Consider the following 17,076-nt stretch of genomic DNA (forward strand, 5'->3'; position numbering starts at 1 on the left):
TAGAGAAATAAAAATCCCTGCACATGCAGGGAATGTTTAAATCAGTTCAAAGACTATTTGCGTCCAGTCACCAATAAAGTCGCTGAACCAAAGGCATAAACTTTACCTTCTTTATCGACAATCCGGCCTTCTGAAGTGAGTACATTACGTCCGATCCGGATGACTTCACCAATGGCAGTATAGGTTTCACCACTTTTCATGGCTTTCAGCATTTTCACATTCAGATCGATGGTCGAAAAACTTACCCCGGCATCAACCGTCGTATGCACGGCAGCACCGGTCGCACTGTCTAAAACCGTTGCACAAAAACCGCCATGAATCCCACCTTGTAAATTGTAATGGCGCTGATCGGGGCGTACTTCATATTCCACATAGTTCTCACGCACCAACGTTAGACGCATGGGAATAATTTCACTCATGGCTGAACTGGAAATTTCCCCATTCTTGATGGCAGTGAGATATTCAAGTCCGTTTAATTGTGATGTTGGCATAGCAACTCCTTGTAATGATTTATTTCGCCTTATGAAATAATATTCTGTTTTTCTAAAATTATGATATAACAGATAGTGATCAAAATGCTATATTTTTCCAGGATGGAATCATGACAATAAAAACTCTGGTTACAGATGCTGAATGGCAGGCACGTTGTGAGCTTGCAGCGCTTTATCGCATTATTGCGCATTACCGGATGACCGACCTGATTGATACCCATATCAGTTTAAGAGTGCCCGATCAGCCAGACTGCTTTCTGATTAATCAGTATGGCGTCGCTTTTGAAAAAATGCGTGCCTCAACGCTGGTCAAGATCAATCATGCAGGACAGGTCGTAGAAAGCTATGAACAGGACAAGCCGGTGAATATGGCTGGCTTCGTGATCCACTCCGCAATTCACGAAGCACATCCTCATCTGAATTGCGTCATTCATACACATACCGCAGATGGGATAGCCGTTTCTGCCCAGAAACATGGACTTCTGCCAATTTCCCAGCATGCGCTGAAATTTTATCAGCAGTTGGCCTATCACGAGTATGAAGGCGTGGCACTGTCAACAGATGAGCAGGAACGCCTGATTGAGGATTTAGCTGGTCATCGTGCCATGATTTTACGTAATCATGGCCTATTAACGGCTGGCGAAACCATTGCACGGGCTTTTCATGAAATTTATTTTCTGGAGCGCGCCTGTCAGGCACAGGTCAAGGCTTTAAGTGGCGGTGCTGAATTACATTATCCAAGTGAAGACGTGCGGATTAAAACCGCCAAACAGTTCGCCAGTCCGTTGGTAGAACCGATTTTACAGCGTGCCTGGCAGGCTGCTTTATCCCTGATTGAGCATCAATATACGGAGTATGCATCATGATTGTGATTTCCAGTACTGTGCCGAACATTGAAGCCATTCTGGTCAAGTCTTTTCAGAAATATGCCCCTGAGGACAGTTTTTGTACAGTGGACAGCCCGGAAGCAGAGCAGGCGACCACGGCCGCCTGCTGGTTTCCAGATCTGGAGAAATTGCAGCAACTTCCAAAACTTGGCCTGATCCATTCGATTGCGGCCGGGGTCGAGCATTTAAACTTGAATGAGATACGACCGGATCAAGCCGTGTGCCGGGTACTCGATCCGCATCATCAAAAAGGCATGTTTGATTATCTGCTTTGGGGTGTGCTGTATTTTCAGCGTTATTTTGACCGCATGATTCAGCAACAAAAGCAGCAGCTATGGAAGCAGTATCGTCAGAGTTATAGCCAGCATATCCAGATCGGAATTATGGGCCTTGGGCATATGGGGGCTTATGTAGCAGAACGTTTTGCCGACATGGGCTATCAGGTCTCGGGCTGGGCCAATTCCCCGAAAGAGATTAAACAGGTTAAAAGCTATGTCGGTTCAGAACAGTTGTCCGATTTCCTGGCTCAAAGCCAGATCCTGATTAACCTGTTGCCACTTACAGAAGAGAATACCGGCATTCTATCTACTGAATTATTCCAGCAACTCCCTGAACAGGCAGCTCTCATTCAGGTCGGGAGAGGCCAGCATTTAATCGAACAGGATTTATTGAAGGTGCTGGATTCAGGTCATCTACGAGGTGCAATTGTCGATGTGTTTGAACAGGAGCCACTGCCTGCCGAGCATCCATTCTGGCAGCATGAAAAAATTATCGTAACCCCACATGTGGCCTCACATGCGCCGATGTCGGTAGTGGTGGAACAGATTCTGGAGAATGACCGCCGTTTCAAGCAGGGTCTGGAGTTGTGTCATCAGGTAGATGTCAACAAAGGTTATTAATTGTAGGGATACAGATAAAAATAAGGAGATTGCGAATGTGGGATACGATTCAAACTCAGGTTCAGCAAGGCATCGCGACTTTAAGCTTTAACCGCCCGGAGTCACTTAACAGTTTTAACCGGAAAATGCATGAGGAAGTGCAGCAGGTGCTGAAAAGCTGGAATACAGATCCGGATATACGGGTGATTGTGATTCGTGGCAATGGTCGGGCCTTTTCAGCGGGACAGAACTTAAAAGAACGTGCCGGACAGCTCGGCAAGGTGCCTTTGCCACCACAAGGTTCGCTGGCCAAATATTATAATCCCTTGATTAAGCTGATCCGTGAGAGTCCCAAACCGGTGATTGCAGCAGTAAATGGAGTTGCTGCCGGTGCAGGTGCCAATATCGCGCTGGCCTGTGATCTGGTCATTGCCAAGGAAAGTGCCCGATTTATTCAGGCCTTTTCCAAAATCGGCTTGATTCCCGATGCTGGTGGCACCTGGATGTTGCCACATTTAATCGGTTATGCACGTGCCATGGCACTGACTTTACTCGGTGAACCCTTACATGCCAAAGAGGCTGCCGAAATGGGCATGATCTGGAAAATGCTTCCAGATACAGAATTTGATGTTTATATCGACGACATTACACAGCGACTGGCACAACAGCCGACTTATGCACTGGCTTTAACCAAACAGGCCTTGCAACGCAGTGCTGAAAATACCATCGACCAGCAACTGGAGCTGGAACAAAACCTGCAATATCTGGCGCTAAACAGTCAGGATTATAAAGAAGGCGTCCAGGCTTTTTTCGAAAAACGCCCTGCACAATTTACCGGATGCTAAGGAGAGCTTGCATGAACATTCAGACCCGTATAACCGAGCTTTTAGGGATTCGCTATCCGATTATTCAGGGTGGCATGATGTGGGTCGGTACAGCGGAAATGGCCAGTGCTGTATCTAATGCTGGCGGCTTGGGAACATTAACGGCACTAACGCAACCAACGCCAGAAGCACTGGTCAAGGAAATTGCACGTTGCCGTGACATGACTGATCAGCCTTTTGCGGTGAATCTGACTTTATTACCCGCTGTGAATCCGCCGCCGTATGCCGAATATCGACAGGCCATTATTGAAAGCGGTATCAAGATCGTAGAAACAGCAGGCAATAAGCCACACGAACATATTGAGGCATTTAAACAGCATGGCATCATTGTGATTCATAAATGTACCTCGGTTCGTCATGCACTTTCAGCGCAAAGAATCGGTGCGGACGTGATCTCGATTGACGGTTTTGAATGTGCCGGGCATCCGGGTGAAGATGATATTCCTGGCCTGATCCTGATTCCTGCGGCAGCAGATCAGCTTACTGTACCGATTGTGGCCAGTGGCGGTTTTGCTGATGGTCGTGGTCTGGTCGCAGCTTTGGCTTTAGGTGCTGAAGGCATCAATATGGGTACACGCTTTTGTGCCACTCAGGAAGCGCCAATCCATCCGAACATCAAACAGTTTTATGTCGACAATGATGAAAGGGCGACACATCTACTGTATCGGCAGTTTAGAAATACTGCGCGTGTTGCCAAAAATGCAGTATCTGAGCTGGTGGTGAAAATGAGTGAAGATCCAGGTCTGGAGTTTGAACAGATTCGTCCCTATGTCAGTGGTTTAAAAGGCAAGCTTGCGCTGGAAAATGGCGATGTAGATGCGGGCGTACTGACCGCTGGACAGGTGATGGGATTGATTCATGATATTCCGACCTGTCAGGCGCTGATTGACAATATCATGCAGGATGCCGAGCAGATTATTTATCAACGTTTGGCTCAATTTTTCCCGCGCTAGATCATCTAAGCGTTATCACTCAATAAAAAGCCATTCAAGCATGAATGGCTTTTTTTCATGTTGAATATTTTTATTTTTTAAATAGGAAATTTCACAGAATGACTAGATTTTATACTGGGACTTATATTATATTGGATTTAAAACATAATTTCGTATTATGAAATTTTAAGTCATAAATATACAAATTAAAAACTCATGCAAGGGAATTACGATGAGAAATTATATTGCGCCATTAAAAGACATGACGTTTGTGCTGAAAGACCTGCTCAATGTGGAACAGAAATATCAGGGCTATACCAGGTTCGCAGACAAAGTATCGATGGATATTATGGAGCAATATCTGGAAGTCGCTGCCGATTTTTGCCAAAACGAACTGCTACCGATTAATGCCACAGGCGATCAGCAGGGTTGCCGTTTACAAGATGGCGTGGTAACCACACCAGATGGTTTTAAAGCGGCTTATGATAAATATGTGGAACTTGGCTTTACCTCATTAACCGGTGATGAAAAATATGGCGGCCAAGGCTTCCCGACTTTATACCGTATCGCGATTTCAGAAATTATTACCGCGACCAACTGGTCTTGGGGCATGTATCCGGGCCTATCACACGGTGCTATGCGCACTCTGGAACACCACGGAAGCGATGAGCAAAAACAGAAATTTCTGGTGCCTTTAATTGCCGGCCGCTGGACTGGAACCATGTGTTTAACCGAATCGCATGCTGGTTCAGATCTGGGATTAATCCGTACCAAAGCAGTGCCAAATGAAGATGGCAGTTATAGCATCAGCGGTGAGAAAATCTTTATATCTGCCGGTGAACATGACCTGGCTGAAAATATTGTGCATATCGTACTGGCACGTTTACCCGATGCGCCTGCCGGTACCAAAGGTATTTCGCTGTTTATCGTGCCGAAATACAATTTGGATGAAGCGGGCAATGTGGCTTCGCGTAATGGCGTGGTCTGCAGCGCGCTTGAACACAAAATGGGGATTCACGGGAATGCGACTTGTGTACTGAATTTTGACAATGCCAAAGGTTTTCTGATCGGGCCTGAAAACCGCGGCCTGAACTGCATGTTTACCTTTATGAACTCGGCGCGTATTGGTACAGCGATTCAGGGTCTGGCAGCAGCAGAATCTTCTTATCAGGGCGCATTGGCTTATGCCAAAGACCGTCTGGCCATGCGTTCTTTGGAAGGTGCCAAGGCGCCCAACCAGCCAGCAGATCCAATTATTGTGCATCCGGCTGTACGTAACATGCTGCTGACTCAAAAGGTATTTGCAGAAGGTTCACGTGCGCTGGCCTATTATCTGGCGACCTATGCCGATATTGCTGAAGCAACCGATAATCCCGATGAGAAAAAAGCAGCTGAAGACCGTCTGGCATTACTCACCCCAATTGCCAAAGCACTCATGACTGAAACAGGCGTGGAAGCGGCGAAGCATGGTATGCAGGTCTTCGGTGGTCACGGTTATATTACCGAGCATGGCATGGAGCAGATTGCCCGTGATGCACGTATTGCCAGCCTTTATGAAGGCACCACTGAAATTCAGTCGATTGATTTATTGGCGCGTAAAGTTCTGGGTTCAAAGCTTGGCTTGCTGACTGCATTGACCGATGAGATTCAGGCTTATGTGAAAGATCATCAGCAACATGCCCAATTAAGCCAGCAAGTTGCACAAGTCAGCCAGCTAACCGAACAGTGGCTGGAGCTCACCAAAACCATTCAGACTCAGGCACAACAGTCTGTCAATGAAATTGGTGCGGCCTCAGTCGATTATTTATATTTCTCCGGTTATGTGGTGTCGGCTTATTTATGGCTAAAAATGGCGATTACGGCACAGCAGAAAATTGAACAAGGTCATACCGATGCGTTCTATGCAGCAAAAATCAAAACTGCACAATTCTTCTTTGCACGGATTTTACCAAGAACTGCAACGCATACTGCCAATATTCTAGCGGGTGGTGAAAGCCTGTTCCTGCTTGAAGCTGAAGAGTTCAAATTCGATTAAACCTTTTGACCCACGATCGCCTCTCTTGATCGTGGGTCTTTTTTTAATAACCCGTTTTGCATCTCAACTGTATTCAATATCAGTTTTTTTCTCTGCGGTTGAACAGACTATAAAACAACAAGATCAGGAGTCTATATGGATTTAGACGTGATTACTCGACAGTTTCCTTATGCTGATTTGCAACTTAACTATCACGAAGTCGGACAGCGTTCTGCATTTCCCAGCATTATTCTGATTCATGGCACAGGTGGAAATACCGACAAGCATTTTAGTTATATTTTTCCGATGCTGGGCATGCATCAGCGGGTGTTATCAATTGATTTGCACACACCTGATAAAGCTGATCTGGCGATTAGCGATTTCAGCCAGCAGGTCGAAGCACTGATTCAGCATGCAGTTGCAGAAGATGAAACTATTACAGTCGTAGGTTATTCACTCGGTGCCGTGATTGCTGCACAAGTCGCCGCGAGTCTCAAACAGCGCGTAGCGCGCTTGATTCTGTTAGCCGGTTGGGCAAAGACCAGCTCGGTGCAGCAACTGCGGACAAGCATCTGGCAACAGTTATTTAATGAACAATCCGCTGCCTTGCCGCATTTTGTCAATTATTGCCTGTATAGCGATGATTATCTATGTGCCCGTAGCGAACAACAGGTGCTTGATCTGGCACGCTTTGTTAAACCTTCCCAAGATGCAGCCAAACAACGTGAACTGAATTATCGCATTGATATTACCTCGATCTTGCCGGACATTTGTGCGGAGACCTTAATCGTCGCTTGCCATGAAGACCGCATGATACCTCTGGCTCAAGCAAAGCTGCTGTTTGCCTCAATACAGGACAGTCGTTATATCGAAATTGCGTCGGGACACGCACTGTATATCGAAGCGCCTGCAGAAGTGCTGCAACTGGTGAACCAGTTTAGCCAGCATCCACAGCAGTATCCGGCAAATCAAAAAATCCAGCCGTCGATGCCTTAAAACAGGAGAAAAATAATGCAAGCTCCAGTACAGCGCAGCAAGATTTTAATCGTAGGCAGCGGTTTCGGTGGTTTGGGCATGGCAATCCGTCTGAAACAGCAGGGCATTCACGACTTTAAAATCATTGAACGTGCCGCAGAAGTCGGTGGAACATGGCGTGATAATACCTATCCCGGTGTCGCCTGTGATGTGCCATCTCATTTATATTCTTTTTCTTTTATTAAAAATCCGGACTGGTCGCGTGTCTTTCCGCAAGGGGCAGAAATTCAGCGTTATTTAATCCAGTGCTGTGATCAGGAAAATATCCGGCCACATATCGACTTTCAAACTCAACTGGAAAAAGCTAGCTGGAATGCCAAAGCACGTATCTGGGAAATTCAGACTTCTCAAGGTCTGTATCAGGCAGAAATTTTAATCACAGCAACCGGACATCTTGCGGATGAACATCTCCCGCAAATTCCGGGTCTGGCAGAATTTCAGGGCCAGGTCATACATTCCGCGCGCTGGAATCATCAGCTGAATCTGGATAATCAGCGCGTGGTTGTGGTCGGTTCTGGAGCTTCAGCAGTTCAGCTTGTGCCGGAAATTGCCAAAATGGCCAAAAGCCTGACCGTCTTGCAACGTAGTGCGCCATATATATTACCGCGGCCAGACCGGGCTTATTCTGAGTCAGAAAAACAGCTTTTCCGCAAAGATCCGGACAGTATGTCAGCACTCAGACACTCGTTGTTCTGGGGCAATGAATACAATTTTGCCCAGCGTCGTAATCTGAAAAGCCAGATCGAGCGGGTCAAGAAAAATTGTCTGCAATTTTTAAAACATCAGATTTCAGACCCTGAGTTACAGCATAAACTCACTCCGCATTATGAGCCGGGTTGCAAGCGCTTATTGCTCTCTAATGATTATTATCCAACCTTTTTAAAAGCGCATGTCACGCTTGAAGACTCGGCCTTGGCAGAAGTAAGCCAAGATGGCGTAATAAGCAAATCCGGCCATGAATTTCCTGCAGATATCATTGTATTTGCCACTGGGTTTGAAGCAGCACGTCCACCTTATGCGGCAAAGGTCGTCGGTAAACATGGCCTAAGTCTGGAACAACAATGGTCTAGCGGCATGCAGGGCTATCAGTCAACGACCGTACATAATTTTCCAAACCTGTTCATCCTGAATGGACCCAATACCGGCAGTGGTCATAATTCAGCGCTTTATTTTCTGGAAACCCAATTTGATCTGGTGCTGGATGCCTTGCAATTTTTTGAGCTGAATCAGATTCAGGTTTTCGAGGCTGATCAGCATGCTGAAAATAGTTATATGCAGGAGCTGCAGCAACTGTCTCAAGGCAGTGTCTGGCTATCGGAAAGCTGTAAAAGCTGGTATCTGGATCCGGTCAGCCGCAAGTTGACTCTGGTCTGGCCAGATTATGCGCATTCATTCAGAAATAAAAATCAGCATTTTATTCGTAGCGGTTATCACTACCAGTATCTGGAGCAAATGCAGCAAAAACTGGTGTAAAAGCCTGCTAGGAAAATTGAAACCTTAGAGTTTTAACAATACGAAATAAATTTAAAGCAAAGATAGGAGTGCTGTAATGAAAAATCAGCCATGGATGGAAGAATATAAAAAGTGGAATATCAATCCGGAATTTACCCGGCCAGATCCCGAGAAAACCCTGAGCATGACGATTGCTGATAATTTAGTTAAATTTCAGGATAAAACTGCATTTATCTATCGGAATCGCAAGTTCAGCTATAAAGACATCGACGTATATAGCCAGAAATTCGCCACCTATTTGCAGGAGTTGGGGCTGGCAGCTGGTGGCCGTATTGCAGTAATGTTGCCGAATATTATTCAGTACCCGATTGCGACCTTTGCCATTATTCGTGCCGGTTATGTGCTGGTCAATGTCAATCCGATGTACACTCAGCGCGAGCTGTATCATCAGCTACAGGATTCAGGGGCAGAAGCCTTGATTATTCTGGGACAGACTTTGGAGCAATTAACAGCACTAGATGAATGTCCTGCACTCAAATATGTGATTTCAACGCATCCGATGGATTTTATTCAGGATCAGCCCGTGACAGTTTCTCGTCAGGCTGCAGAATATCCAGATAAACGGTTTTTTGACTTTAAACAGGCGATTGATCAAGTCGAAACGATCGATTTTAAGACGCCTGTACAGCATCAGAAAGATACGGTCATTCTGCAATATACTGGTGGAACAACGGGTGTATCCAAAGGTGCTGAACTGAGCCATCGCAATATTCTTTTTAATATCGCGCAGAACAGTACGGTCTTTATCAGTCATTTCGGAGATCGCTATGCTACCGAAGATGAATATGTGTTCTGTGCCTTACCGCTGTATCACATTTATGGTTTTACTATCTGCCTGTTCAGTTATGGTTTGAGTCGCGGTTTCGCCAATGTCCTGATTCCGAACCCGAGAGATCTGGATGCTTTGCTGGATCAATATCAGAAACACCCACCGACTGTTTTTCCGGGCGTGAATACCATGTTTAACGCGCTGGGACATCATCCTCGATTTCGTGAGCTGGATCATTCACGTCTTAAAACCACCACAGGTGGTGGATCGTCTATTTTAAAAAGCACTGCCGAGTTATGGCATGAAATCACAGGCTGCCAGATTTATGAAGGTTATGGACTTTCTGAAACATCACCTACTGCGACCTTTAATCCACCGCTGAGCCGACGCTTTAGTGGCACCATTGGTTTGCCACTGGCAGGAACTGAAATCCTGATTTTAAACGATGAGGCCAAGCCGGTTGAGTTTCAGCAGGCTGGAGAAATCGCCATTCGAGGACCTCAGGTGATGAAAGGTTACTGGCAGCAACCGGAAGCAACGGCTCAGGCATTTACGAAAGACGGCTTCTTTCTGACAGGCGATATCGGCTGTATGGATGAGCAGGGTTATATCACCATTCTAGACCGTAAAAAGGACATGATTCTGGTTTCCGGTTTTAATGTCTATCCGAATGAGCTGGAAGGCGTACTGTCCAAACATCCCAAAATACTGGAATGTGCCGTGATCGGGATTGAGGATGAAAAATCCGGACAGGTACCCAAGGCATTTATTGTGAAACAGGACGCCAACCTGACTCAGGACGAGGTCATGGCTTTCCTGAAACAGCAACTGACCAGTTATAAAATGCCAAAATATATAGAATTCGTATCTGAATTGCCAAAGTCTGCGGTCGGCAAAATTTTGCGTCGTGAACTGCCTCGAACTGTTCAGCCCAATACCAAAGCCTGTTAAAAAAGAATAGAAAATCTGGCTAATTACGGTGAAAATAAAAAAGGAATCATAAAGATTCCTTTTTTATTGCTTGCTAGCTTATCGCTGCTGGATGACTTTTTTGCTTTTCAGCTCATCTATTTCATCCGGGCTTAAAAACTGGCTTAAGACTACATCGGTATCTTCACCTAAACAGGGTGGCGCTTTTTTATACTCTACCGGGGTCTTGGAAAGTTTAATCGGTGAGCCAATCGAGGTGTAATCTTCACGTAAAGTGTGTGGCATCTGGATGACCATCTCACGTGCCAATACCTGTTCTTCTTTCAGAGTCTGCTTCAGGTTATTAATCATACCAACCGGAACTTTGACTGCATGAATCAGATCCACCCAGGTTTGTGCGGGTTGCTTATAGAAATGTGCCTGTAGCACTGTGGTCAGCTCTTCACGATGCATCACCCGTCCTGAATTTTTTAGGAAACGAGGATCTTCGGCGACCTCAGCCAAGCCCACTGCCTGACACAAGGCCTTGAATTGCAGGTCATTGCCACAGGCGATAATAAACTCACCTTGCTGTGCCTTAAACACCTGATAAGGCACAATATTGGCATGCGCATTTCCAAAGCGGCCCGGCACTTTGTCTGAAGTCAGATAATTCATTGCCAGAACGGAGAGGGAAGCCACCTGGGTATCCAGCAGTGCCATATCGATATGCTGGCCTTCACCGGTTTTTTCCCGCGACAATAATGCCGCCTGAATGGCAATTGCAGAATATAAACCGGTGGTCAGGTCAGCAAAAGCCAGACCGGCTTTTTGCGGGCCGCCTCCCGGCAAGTCATCGCGTTCACCGGTGACGCTCATCATGCCACCCATGCCCTGAATAATAAAATCATAACCTGGTTCGTGTGCACGTGGGCCGTTCTGGCCAAAGCCGGTAATTGAACAGTACACCAGACGCGGATTTAACTGACTCAGACTTTCATAATCCAAACCATATTTTTTTAGAGAACCCGCTTTATAATTCTCGATGACCACATCACTTTGCTGGGCAATTTTTTTAATGATCTCTTGACCTTCAGGCGTAGACAGATCCACGGCAACTGAATGTTTACCGCGGTTGGCAGAAAGATAATATGCCGATTCATGCGTATCTTCCTGCTTGTCATTTTTTAGCCAGGGCGGGCCCCAGATTCGCGTGTCATCCCCGTGATTAGGTTTTTCAATTTTAATCACTTCGGCGCCTAAATCGGCCAAAATTTGACTGCACCACGGGCCGGCTAAAATACGGCTTAAATCCAGTACGCGAAAGCCTGTTAAAGCACCCATCCTTACACTCCCTGTTTTATTGTATTCAATATCATCTAATTTCTAATCCTCATATCAAAATATCTTAAAATGATTTAATAATCAAATTAGCGATAACTAATTTCGTATAACAAAACTTAATATCAAATATTGTTGAAAATTCAACTTATCTTAATTACCTTGATTGGGCTCGACAGGAACAGCAAAAATAAAAGGAGATCTGAAAATCTCTCAGAGAAACCAAGAAAAACAGGAGCTAAAAATTGTCAGGATTGCATTTGTAGCAACCCGTCTATGTGCAAGATGGCAATTAAAACATCAATACGAAATAAGCAATAACAAGGATATTTACAATGACGGATCTCGCAACAGAATTAGGAAAAATCAAGCCCACGACCAAAAGAACCCAGCAAATTGCCTTTATATTTGCTTTTCTGGCCTTACTGGTCGATGGCGCAGACATGTTATTGCTGTCATTTAGCTTGAACAGTCTCAAAGCTGAGTTTGGCTTAAGCAATTTACAGGCAGGAGCACTGGGAAGTTTCACTTTGGCCGGGATGGCCATTGGCGGATTTATGGGCGGTTGGGCCTGTGACCATTTAGGCCGGGTACGCACCGTGGTCATTTCCATCCTGATTTTTTCTACATTGACTGCGGCACTGGGTTTTACCCAGAATTTTGAACAGTTCGCGCTATTACGCTTTCTGTCTGCATTCGGAATTGGCGCTTTATATATTGCAGCCAATACATTGATGGCAGAATATGTACCTACTGAATATCGGACAACAGTCTTGGGAACCTTACAGGCAGGCTGGACAGTCGGTTATATTGTGGCGACCTTGCTTGCTGGCTGGATTATTCCAGACTACGGCTGGCGGATGCTGTTCTTTGTCGCGATTATTCCAGCCGCCATGGCATTTTTTATCCAGAAACTGGTGCCAGAACCAGAGTCTTGGCAGCGGGCCAGACTGCAACGTTTATATGCGCCTGCAGATGTAACGGCAAATCGACCTGTTAAAAAAAGTACCACCAAGGAAATTTTTGCCGATCCTAGAAACCGCAGAATGTTTATCCTGTGGATTTTAACCGCTGGCTTTTTACAGTTTGGTTATTACGGCGTCAACAACTGGATGCCGGCCTATCTAGAATCTGAATTACATATGGATTTTAAATCGATGGCAGGTTATATGATTGGGACTTATGTCGCCATGATTTTCGGCAAGGTTCTGGCTGGCTTTACAGCAGACCGTTTAGGACGCCGTTTTGTCTTTGCCTTTGGTGCTATTGGCACAGCGATCTTCCTGCCGGTGATTGTACTGTTTAATAGCCCTGACAATATTGCCTATCTGCTGATTTTCTTTGGTTTCCTGTACGGTATTCCTTATGCGATTAATGCCACCTACATGACCGAAAGCTTTGCAACCTCGATTCGTGGTACTGCGGTTGGTGGTGCTTATAATGCCGGGCGTATTGGCGCCATGTTTGCACCTGCAATTATCGGGGCGGCTGCAAGTGGTGGCTCTATCGGTTTGGGCTTCCTGATTATGGGCGGTGCATATTTCTTATGTGGTGCTGTATCCGGGATCTTTATCAAGGACCGTCAATATGATCCGCAAAAAGCATAACTATTCATAAAGTCTGTAAAAATGAGCCTGCTCGGGCTCATTTTTATATGAATCAAAGTGAAGCATCGTGCTTCTCATTTTTTTATTCTGCATTCATTTCTTTTGGCAAATGAATATTTTTCAGGCCGTCATTGACTTTATTAAGAAGGTGAATCAGAGTAATGGCATCATCAAAAGTCAGCTTGTTCAAAGCCTGTCCATAAAAATCAAAAAAATCATTCTGCAAACTATCCCAGGTTTTAAAGCCTTCGCTGGTCAGCGCGACATTTTTAGCACGTCTGTCTTGCTCACTGATAATCCGTTCAACCAGACCATCACGTTCCAGACGTTTTAAAACTGCGTCCAGATTTTGCCGGCTTACACCGAGGTATTCGGTCAAATCAGAAAATGACATCCCTGATTTTACCCGCGGCCGAGACAAGGCTCCCAGTACAGCCCAATGCACTGGAGAAATTCCCAGTTCATTCGAGCATTTGCGATCCAGCGTATTCCCCACCTGAAACAGCCTGAAAAAAAGTCTATTGTGGGCAGAGTATAAGGATTGATCATATTTTTTTGACACAGTATCACTCATTTGATAAGCCACCCAGCTCAACACGTTTAAATAAAAAAGAGTATAGCTTAGAGCTCACTCGCATAAATCGAATTCCAGATTGCAGCGCGCATGTAGAACCCAAGTACACTGGCACCATATTAACTTGAGAAATCATGATTTTTTTCTCTTTATTCAGTCAGCTTGATTGAATGAAGCAACATAAAAAGTTTTTTCGATTCAGGTTGCATTATTCTGAAAATGAGCCTGTGATTGATAGTGCAAATCTAAGAGTAAAGCTGATATGTGTCAATGTCTTTAATTTGTTAAAATTACAAGTTATTGATAATAAGTTATAAAATAAATATATAAACTTATTTTATGTAAATATATTGACATAAAAATATTCTAATTCTATTTTAGTGATAACAGGCGATATATGAACAATAGTTAATCAGAATCAGATAAAAATATACCAGGGAGAGTTAAATGAAAGGGTTGAAGGATAAAGTCGTAATTGTGACCGGTGGCGCAGGTGGCATCGGTTCAGCAACCTGCCGCCGTCTGGCGGAAGAAGGTGCGAAAGTTGCGATCTTTGACATGAATATTGCAGCAGCAGAAAAACTGGCCGCAGAAATTAACCAGCAGAATGGCCAGGCCCTGGCTGTGCAGTGTGACATTACTCAAAATACTGTTGTGGAGCAGGCTGTACAGCAAGTAGAAGCCGAGCTTGGGCCGATTGATGGACTGGTCAATAATGCCGGTTGGGATATTTTCAAACCTTTTATCAAAACGAATCCGCAAGAATGGGAAAAACTGATTCAGATCAATCTGGTCGGTATGCTGAATATGCACTTTGCCGTTCTGAAAGGTATGGTCGAGCGCAATTCTGGCAGTATTGTCAACATTGCCTCTGATGCTGCCCGAGTCGGTTCTTCAGGTGAAGCGGTTTATGCTGCATGTAAGGGCGGACTGCTTTCATTCTCAAAAACACTGGCCCGTGAACATTCTCGTCATAACATCAAAATTAATGTGATTTGTCCCGGACCAACCGATACAGCCTTACTGGCAGGTGTCACCGAGGGTGCATCGAATCCAGAAAAATTACGTGAGGCTTTCACTCGTGCTATTCCACTTGGTCGTTTAGGCCAGCCGGAAGATTTAGCTTCTTCGATTGCATTCTTTTTAAGTGAAGATGCCAGCTTTATTACCGGGCAAGTACTCAGTGTTTCTGGTGGTTTAACCATGAGTGGTTAAGCAAAAATTGCTAGAAAATACGAAAAATAAGGTCAGATAGATAAATACAGGAAGTTATAACAATGAATTTTGAAGATATTTTATATGAAGTGAAAAACGGTGTGGCCTGGATCACCATCAATCGCCCAGAAAAAATGAATGCCTTTCGTGGCACCACCTGTGATGAATTAATCAAGGCCCTAAACAAGGCCGGCTATGACCGTGAAGTGGGTGCGATTGTACTGACTGGCGCCGGTGATCGTGCTTTCTGTACTGGCGGCGACCAGTCTGCTCACGATGGTAATTATGATGGCCGCGGTACCATTGGTCTACCGATGGAAGAGTTGCATACCGCGATTCGTGATGTACCAAAACCGGTGATCGCTCGTGTACAAGGTTATGCCATTGGTGGCGGTAACGTTCTGGCCACCATTTGTGACCTGACCATTTGTTCGGAAAAAGCCATTTTTGGTCAGGTGGGCCCGAAAATGGGCTCAGTAGATCCAGGTTATGGCACAGCTTATCTGGCTCGTGTTGTGGGTGAGAAAAAAGCCCGTGAAATCTGGTATATGTGCCGCCGTTATAGTGGACAGGAAGCAGTTGAAATGGGGCTGGCAAATAAATGTGTTCCTGCCGATCAACTCGATGCCGAAGTACAGGCCTGGGCCGAAGAAATCTGTCAGCGCAGTCCGACCGCAATCGCGATTGCCAAACGTAGCTTCAATATGGATACGGCACATCAGGCAGGAATTGCCGGCATGGGGATGTATGCATTAAAACTTTATTATGATACGGAAGAATCGCGCGAAGGCGTCAATGCCCTGAAGGAAAAACGTCAGCCTGAATTTCGTAAATTTTATAAATAAGGAAAATGACTGATGACTAAAAATCCTTATATCACGGAAGAGCTCGAATTTTTAGCAGAAACCGTTGAAAAATTTGCACAAAAATATATTGCCCCCGGCTTTTTAGAACGTGATCAGAGCCGAATCTTTGATCGTGATCTGGTCAAGAAAATGGGTGAAATGGGTTTTATTGCGCCGGAACTGCCTGAACAGTATGGCGGTCAAGGCATGGGACGTCTGGCTGCAGGGGTCATTCATGAAGCGGTGGCCAAGGCAGATCTAAGTTTTTCTTATATCAATCTGCTCGCTTCGCTAAATGGCCAGATTCTGGCTGAACATGGACAACCGGAAGTGGTAGAGCCCTGGCTGAAAAAACTCACTGCGGGTGAAGCGATTTTTTCAATTGCATTGACCGAACCGCGTGGGGGTTCAGATGCCGCCAACCTACGTTTAAAAATTGAACGTGACGGCGATGAATATATCATTAACGGCGAAAAAACCTCGATTTCGGCTGCCGATCAGGCCGATGCATCGGTGGTATTTGGCCGTACTGGTGCCAATGAAGACGGCGCACATGGCGTGACAGCACTTCTAGTTCCGATGGATTTACCGGGCATTAGCACCACGCGTTTTGACTGTCATGGGCAACGTGCCATTGGTCGCGGTTCAATCTTCTTTGATAATGTCCGTGTACCGGTCAATCATCGTCTCGGTGATGAAAACAAAGGCTTTGTGCAGGTCATGCAAGGCTTTGACTTTTCACGTGCCTTGATTGGTTTACAGGTTTTGGCCGTGGCTCGTGTCAGTCTGGATGAAGCCTGGGAATATGCAGCGCAACGTGAAGCCTTTGGCCAGCCCTTAAGCGCTTTTCAAGGGGTGTCACATCCATTGGCCGAGTATGAAACTCAGGTAGAAGCCGCACGTTTACTCTGTCTGCAAACCTTATGGCTGAAAGACAATCATCTGCCACACACCTCCGAGGCTGGAATGTGTAAATGGTGGGGACCGAAGCTGGCCTATGATGTAATTCATCAATGTTTGCTGACCTTTGGTCATGCCGGATATGATCGTGGTGTCATGGAACAGCGCATGCGCGATGTACTGGGTTTCCAGATTGGCGATGGTACTGCACAAATTATGAAAACTATTATTGCGCGTAAAAAAGCAGGTCGAAAGGCTGTTCCGGCTTAGTGCATTATTCAGT

General features: G+C 45.4%; 15 protein-coding genes. 12 read left to right on the top strand and 3 right to left on the bottom strand.

Translation table 11 applies throughout. The features are described 5' to 3' along the window. Positions 1–53: 53 nt before the first annotated feature. On the bottom strand, positions 54–491 hold the full coding sequence (locus tag KT990_RS09190) for a PaaI family thioesterase (RefSeq protein WP_005170934.1): 438 nt from the start codon (positions 489–491) through the stop codon (positions 54–56). Positions 492–601: 110 nt separating this feature from the next. Here KT990_RS09190 and KT990_RS09195 point away from each other — a divergent pair, with 110 nt between their 5' ends. From KT990_RS09195 to KT990_RS09230, 8 genes are all read left to right on the top strand, one after another. Next, the gene (locus KT990_RS09195; RefSeq protein ID WP_100328625.1) at positions 602–1,357 is read left to right on the top strand and encodes a class II aldolase/adducin family protein; all 756 of its coding nucleotides are present in this window, start codon (positions 602–604) and stop codon (positions 1,355–1,357) included. After that, complete coding sequence (locus KT990_RS09200) at positions 1,354–2,277, top strand: 2-hydroxyacid dehydrogenase (RefSeq protein ID WP_100328626.1); 924 nt, start codon at positions 1,354–1,356, stop codon at positions 2,275–2,277. Before KT990_RS09195 ends, KT990_RS09200 begins: the two co-directional genes overlap by 4 nt. 35 nt (positions 2,278–2,312) lie before the next feature. Continuing rightward, complete coding sequence (locus KT990_RS09205) at positions 2,313–3,101, top strand: enoyl-CoA hydratase-related protein (RefSeq protein ID WP_180000070.1); 789 nt, start codon at positions 2,313–2,315, stop codon at positions 3,099–3,101. A gap of 11 nt (positions 3,102–3,112) precedes the next feature. Beyond that, entirely contained in the window at positions 3,113–4,093 is a 981-nt protein-coding gene (locus KT990_RS09210) for an NAD(P)H-dependent flavin oxidoreductase (RefSeq protein ID WP_100535106.1), read from the top strand. 211 nt (positions 4,094–4,304) lie between these two features. Further along, on the top strand, positions 4,305–6,107 hold the full coding sequence (locus KT990_RS09215; protein WP_218208683.1) for an acyl-CoA dehydrogenase C-terminal domain-containing protein: 1,803 nt from the start codon (positions 4,305–4,307) through the stop codon (positions 6,105–6,107). Positions 6,108–6,242: 135 nt separating this feature from the next. Continuing rightward, on the top strand, positions 6,243–7,082 hold the full coding sequence (locus KT990_RS09220; protein ID WP_005170949.1) for an alpha/beta fold hydrolase: 840 nt from the start codon (positions 6,243–6,245) through the stop codon (positions 7,080–7,082). Positions 7,083–7,097: 15 nt separating this feature from the next. Then, on the top strand, positions 7,098–8,594 hold the full coding sequence (locus KT990_RS09225) for a flavin-containing monooxygenase (protein WP_218208684.1): 1,497 nt from the start codon (positions 7,098–7,100) through the stop codon (positions 8,592–8,594). Between the two features lie 76 nt (positions 8,595–8,670). After that, positions 8,671–10,353 carry an AMP-binding protein gene (locus KT990_RS09230; protein WP_100357182.1) on the top strand — a complete coding sequence of 561 codons (1,683 nt, stop codon included), beginning with the start codon at positions 8,671–8,673 and terminating at the stop codon, positions 10,351–10,353. A gap of 78 nt (positions 10,354–10,431) precedes the next feature. Here KT990_RS09230 and KT990_RS09235 read toward each other — a convergent pair whose 3' ends face one another. Next, positions 10,432–11,655, bottom strand: coding sequence for a CaiB/BaiF CoA transferase family protein (locus KT990_RS09235; protein ID WP_005096893.1), 1,224 nt, complete (start codon positions 11,653–11,655; stop codon positions 10,432–10,434). Between the two features lie 332 nt (positions 11,656–11,987). Here KT990_RS09235 and KT990_RS09240 point away from each other — a divergent pair, with 332 nt between their 5' ends. After that, the gene (locus tag KT990_RS09240; RefSeq protein ID WP_005096892.1) at positions 11,988–13,259 is read left to right on the top strand and encodes an MFS transporter; all 1,272 of its coding nucleotides are present in this window, start codon (positions 11,988–11,990) and stop codon (positions 13,257–13,259) included. Positions 13,260–13,341: 82 nt separating this feature from the next. On the opposite strand, the gene KT990_RS09245 is transcribed toward KT990_RS09240, so the two are convergent. Then, a complete protein-coding gene (locus tag KT990_RS09245; protein WP_005170960.1) occupies positions 13,342–13,833 on the bottom strand; it encodes a MarR family winged helix-turn-helix transcriptional regulator in 492 nt (163 codons plus the stop codon). 447 nt (positions 13,834–14,280) lie between these two features. On the opposite strand from KT990_RS09245, the gene KT990_RS09250 reads away from it, so the two are divergent. The 3 genes from KT990_RS09250 to aliB all read left to right on the top strand — a co-directional run bounded on the left by KT990_RS09250 (position 14,281) and on the right by aliB (position 17,063). Then, complete coding sequence (locus tag KT990_RS09250) at positions 14,281–15,048, top strand: glucose 1-dehydrogenase (protein WP_100357180.1); 768 nt, start codon at positions 14,281–14,283, stop codon at positions 15,046–15,048. A 62-nt stretch (positions 15,049–15,110) separates the two neighbouring features. Next, on the top strand, positions 15,111–15,893 hold the full coding sequence (gene badI, locus KT990_RS09255) for a 2-ketocyclohexanecarboxyl-CoA hydrolase (RefSeq protein ID WP_005170964.1): 783 nt from the start codon (positions 15,111–15,113) through the stop codon (positions 15,891–15,893). Between the two features lie 12 nt (positions 15,894–15,905). Next, positions 15,906–17,063 (top strand): cyclohexanecarboxyl-CoA dehydrogenase, encoded by a 1,158-nt coding sequence (gene aliB, locus KT990_RS09260; protein ID WP_100357179.1) that lies wholly within the window; start codon positions 15,906–15,908, stop codon positions 17,061–17,063. Positions 17,064–17,076: the final 13 nt, after the last annotated feature.

The sequence above is a fragment of the Acinetobacter sp. F9 genome, from assembly GCF_019195275.1.
GTDB classification, from domain to species: domain Bacteria; phylum Pseudomonadota; class Gammaproteobacteria; order Pseudomonadales; family Moraxellaceae; genus Acinetobacter; species Acinetobacter pseudolwoffii.

Coding starts and splice junctions, on each gene's coding strand:
- KT990_RS09250 (WP_100357180.1), top strand. CDS start 14,281: ATGAAAGGGTTGAAGGATAAAGTCGTAATTGTGACCGGTGGCGCAGGT.
- KT990_RS09240 (WP_005096892.1), top strand. CDS start 11,988: ATGACGGATCTCGCAACAGAATTAGGAAAAATCAAGCCCACGACCAAA.
- aliB (WP_100357179.1), top strand. CDS start 15,906: ATGACTAAAAATCCTTATATCACGGAAGAGCTCGAATTTTTAGCAGAA.
- KT990_RS09200 (WP_100328626.1), top strand. CDS start 1,354: ATGATTGTGATTTCCAGTACTGTGCCGAACATTGAAGCCATTCTGGTC.
- KT990_RS09225 (WP_218208684.1), top strand. CDS start 7,098: ATGCAAGCTCCAGTACAGCGCAGCAAGATTTTAATCGTAGGCAGCGGT.
- KT990_RS09230 (WP_100357182.1), top strand. CDS start 8,671: ATGAAAAATCAGCCATGGATGGAAGAATATAAAAAGTGGAATATCAAT.
- KT990_RS09235 (WP_005096893.1), bottom strand. CDS start 11,655: ATGGGTGCTTTAACAGGCTTTCGCGTACTGGATTTAAGCCGTATTTTA.
- badI (WP_005170964.1), top strand. CDS start 15,111: ATGAATTTTGAAGATATTTTATATGAAGTGAAAAACGGTGTGGCCTGG.
- KT990_RS09220 (WP_005170949.1), top strand. CDS start 6,243: ATGGATTTAGACGTGATTACTCGACAGTTTCCTTATGCTGATTTGCAA.
- KT990_RS09210 (WP_100535106.1), top strand. CDS start 3,113: ATGAACATTCAGACCCGTATAACCGAGCTTTTAGGGATTCGCTATCCG.
- KT990_RS09195 (WP_100328625.1), top strand. CDS start 602: ATGACAATAAAAACTCTGGTTACAGATGCTGAATGGCAGGCACGTTGT.
- KT990_RS09215 (WP_218208683.1), top strand. CDS start 4,305: ATGAGAAATTATATTGCGCCATTAAAAGACATGACGTTTGTGCTGAAA.
- KT990_RS09205 (WP_180000070.1), top strand. CDS start 2,313: ATGTGGGATACGATTCAAACTCAGGTTCAGCAAGGCATCGCGACTTTA.
- KT990_RS09245 (WP_005170960.1), bottom strand. CDS start 13,833: ATGAGTGATACTGTGTCAAAAAAATATGATCAATCCTTATACTCTGCC.
- KT990_RS09190 (WP_005170934.1), bottom strand. CDS start 491: ATGCCAACATCACAATTAAACGGACTTGAATATCTCACTGCCATCAAG.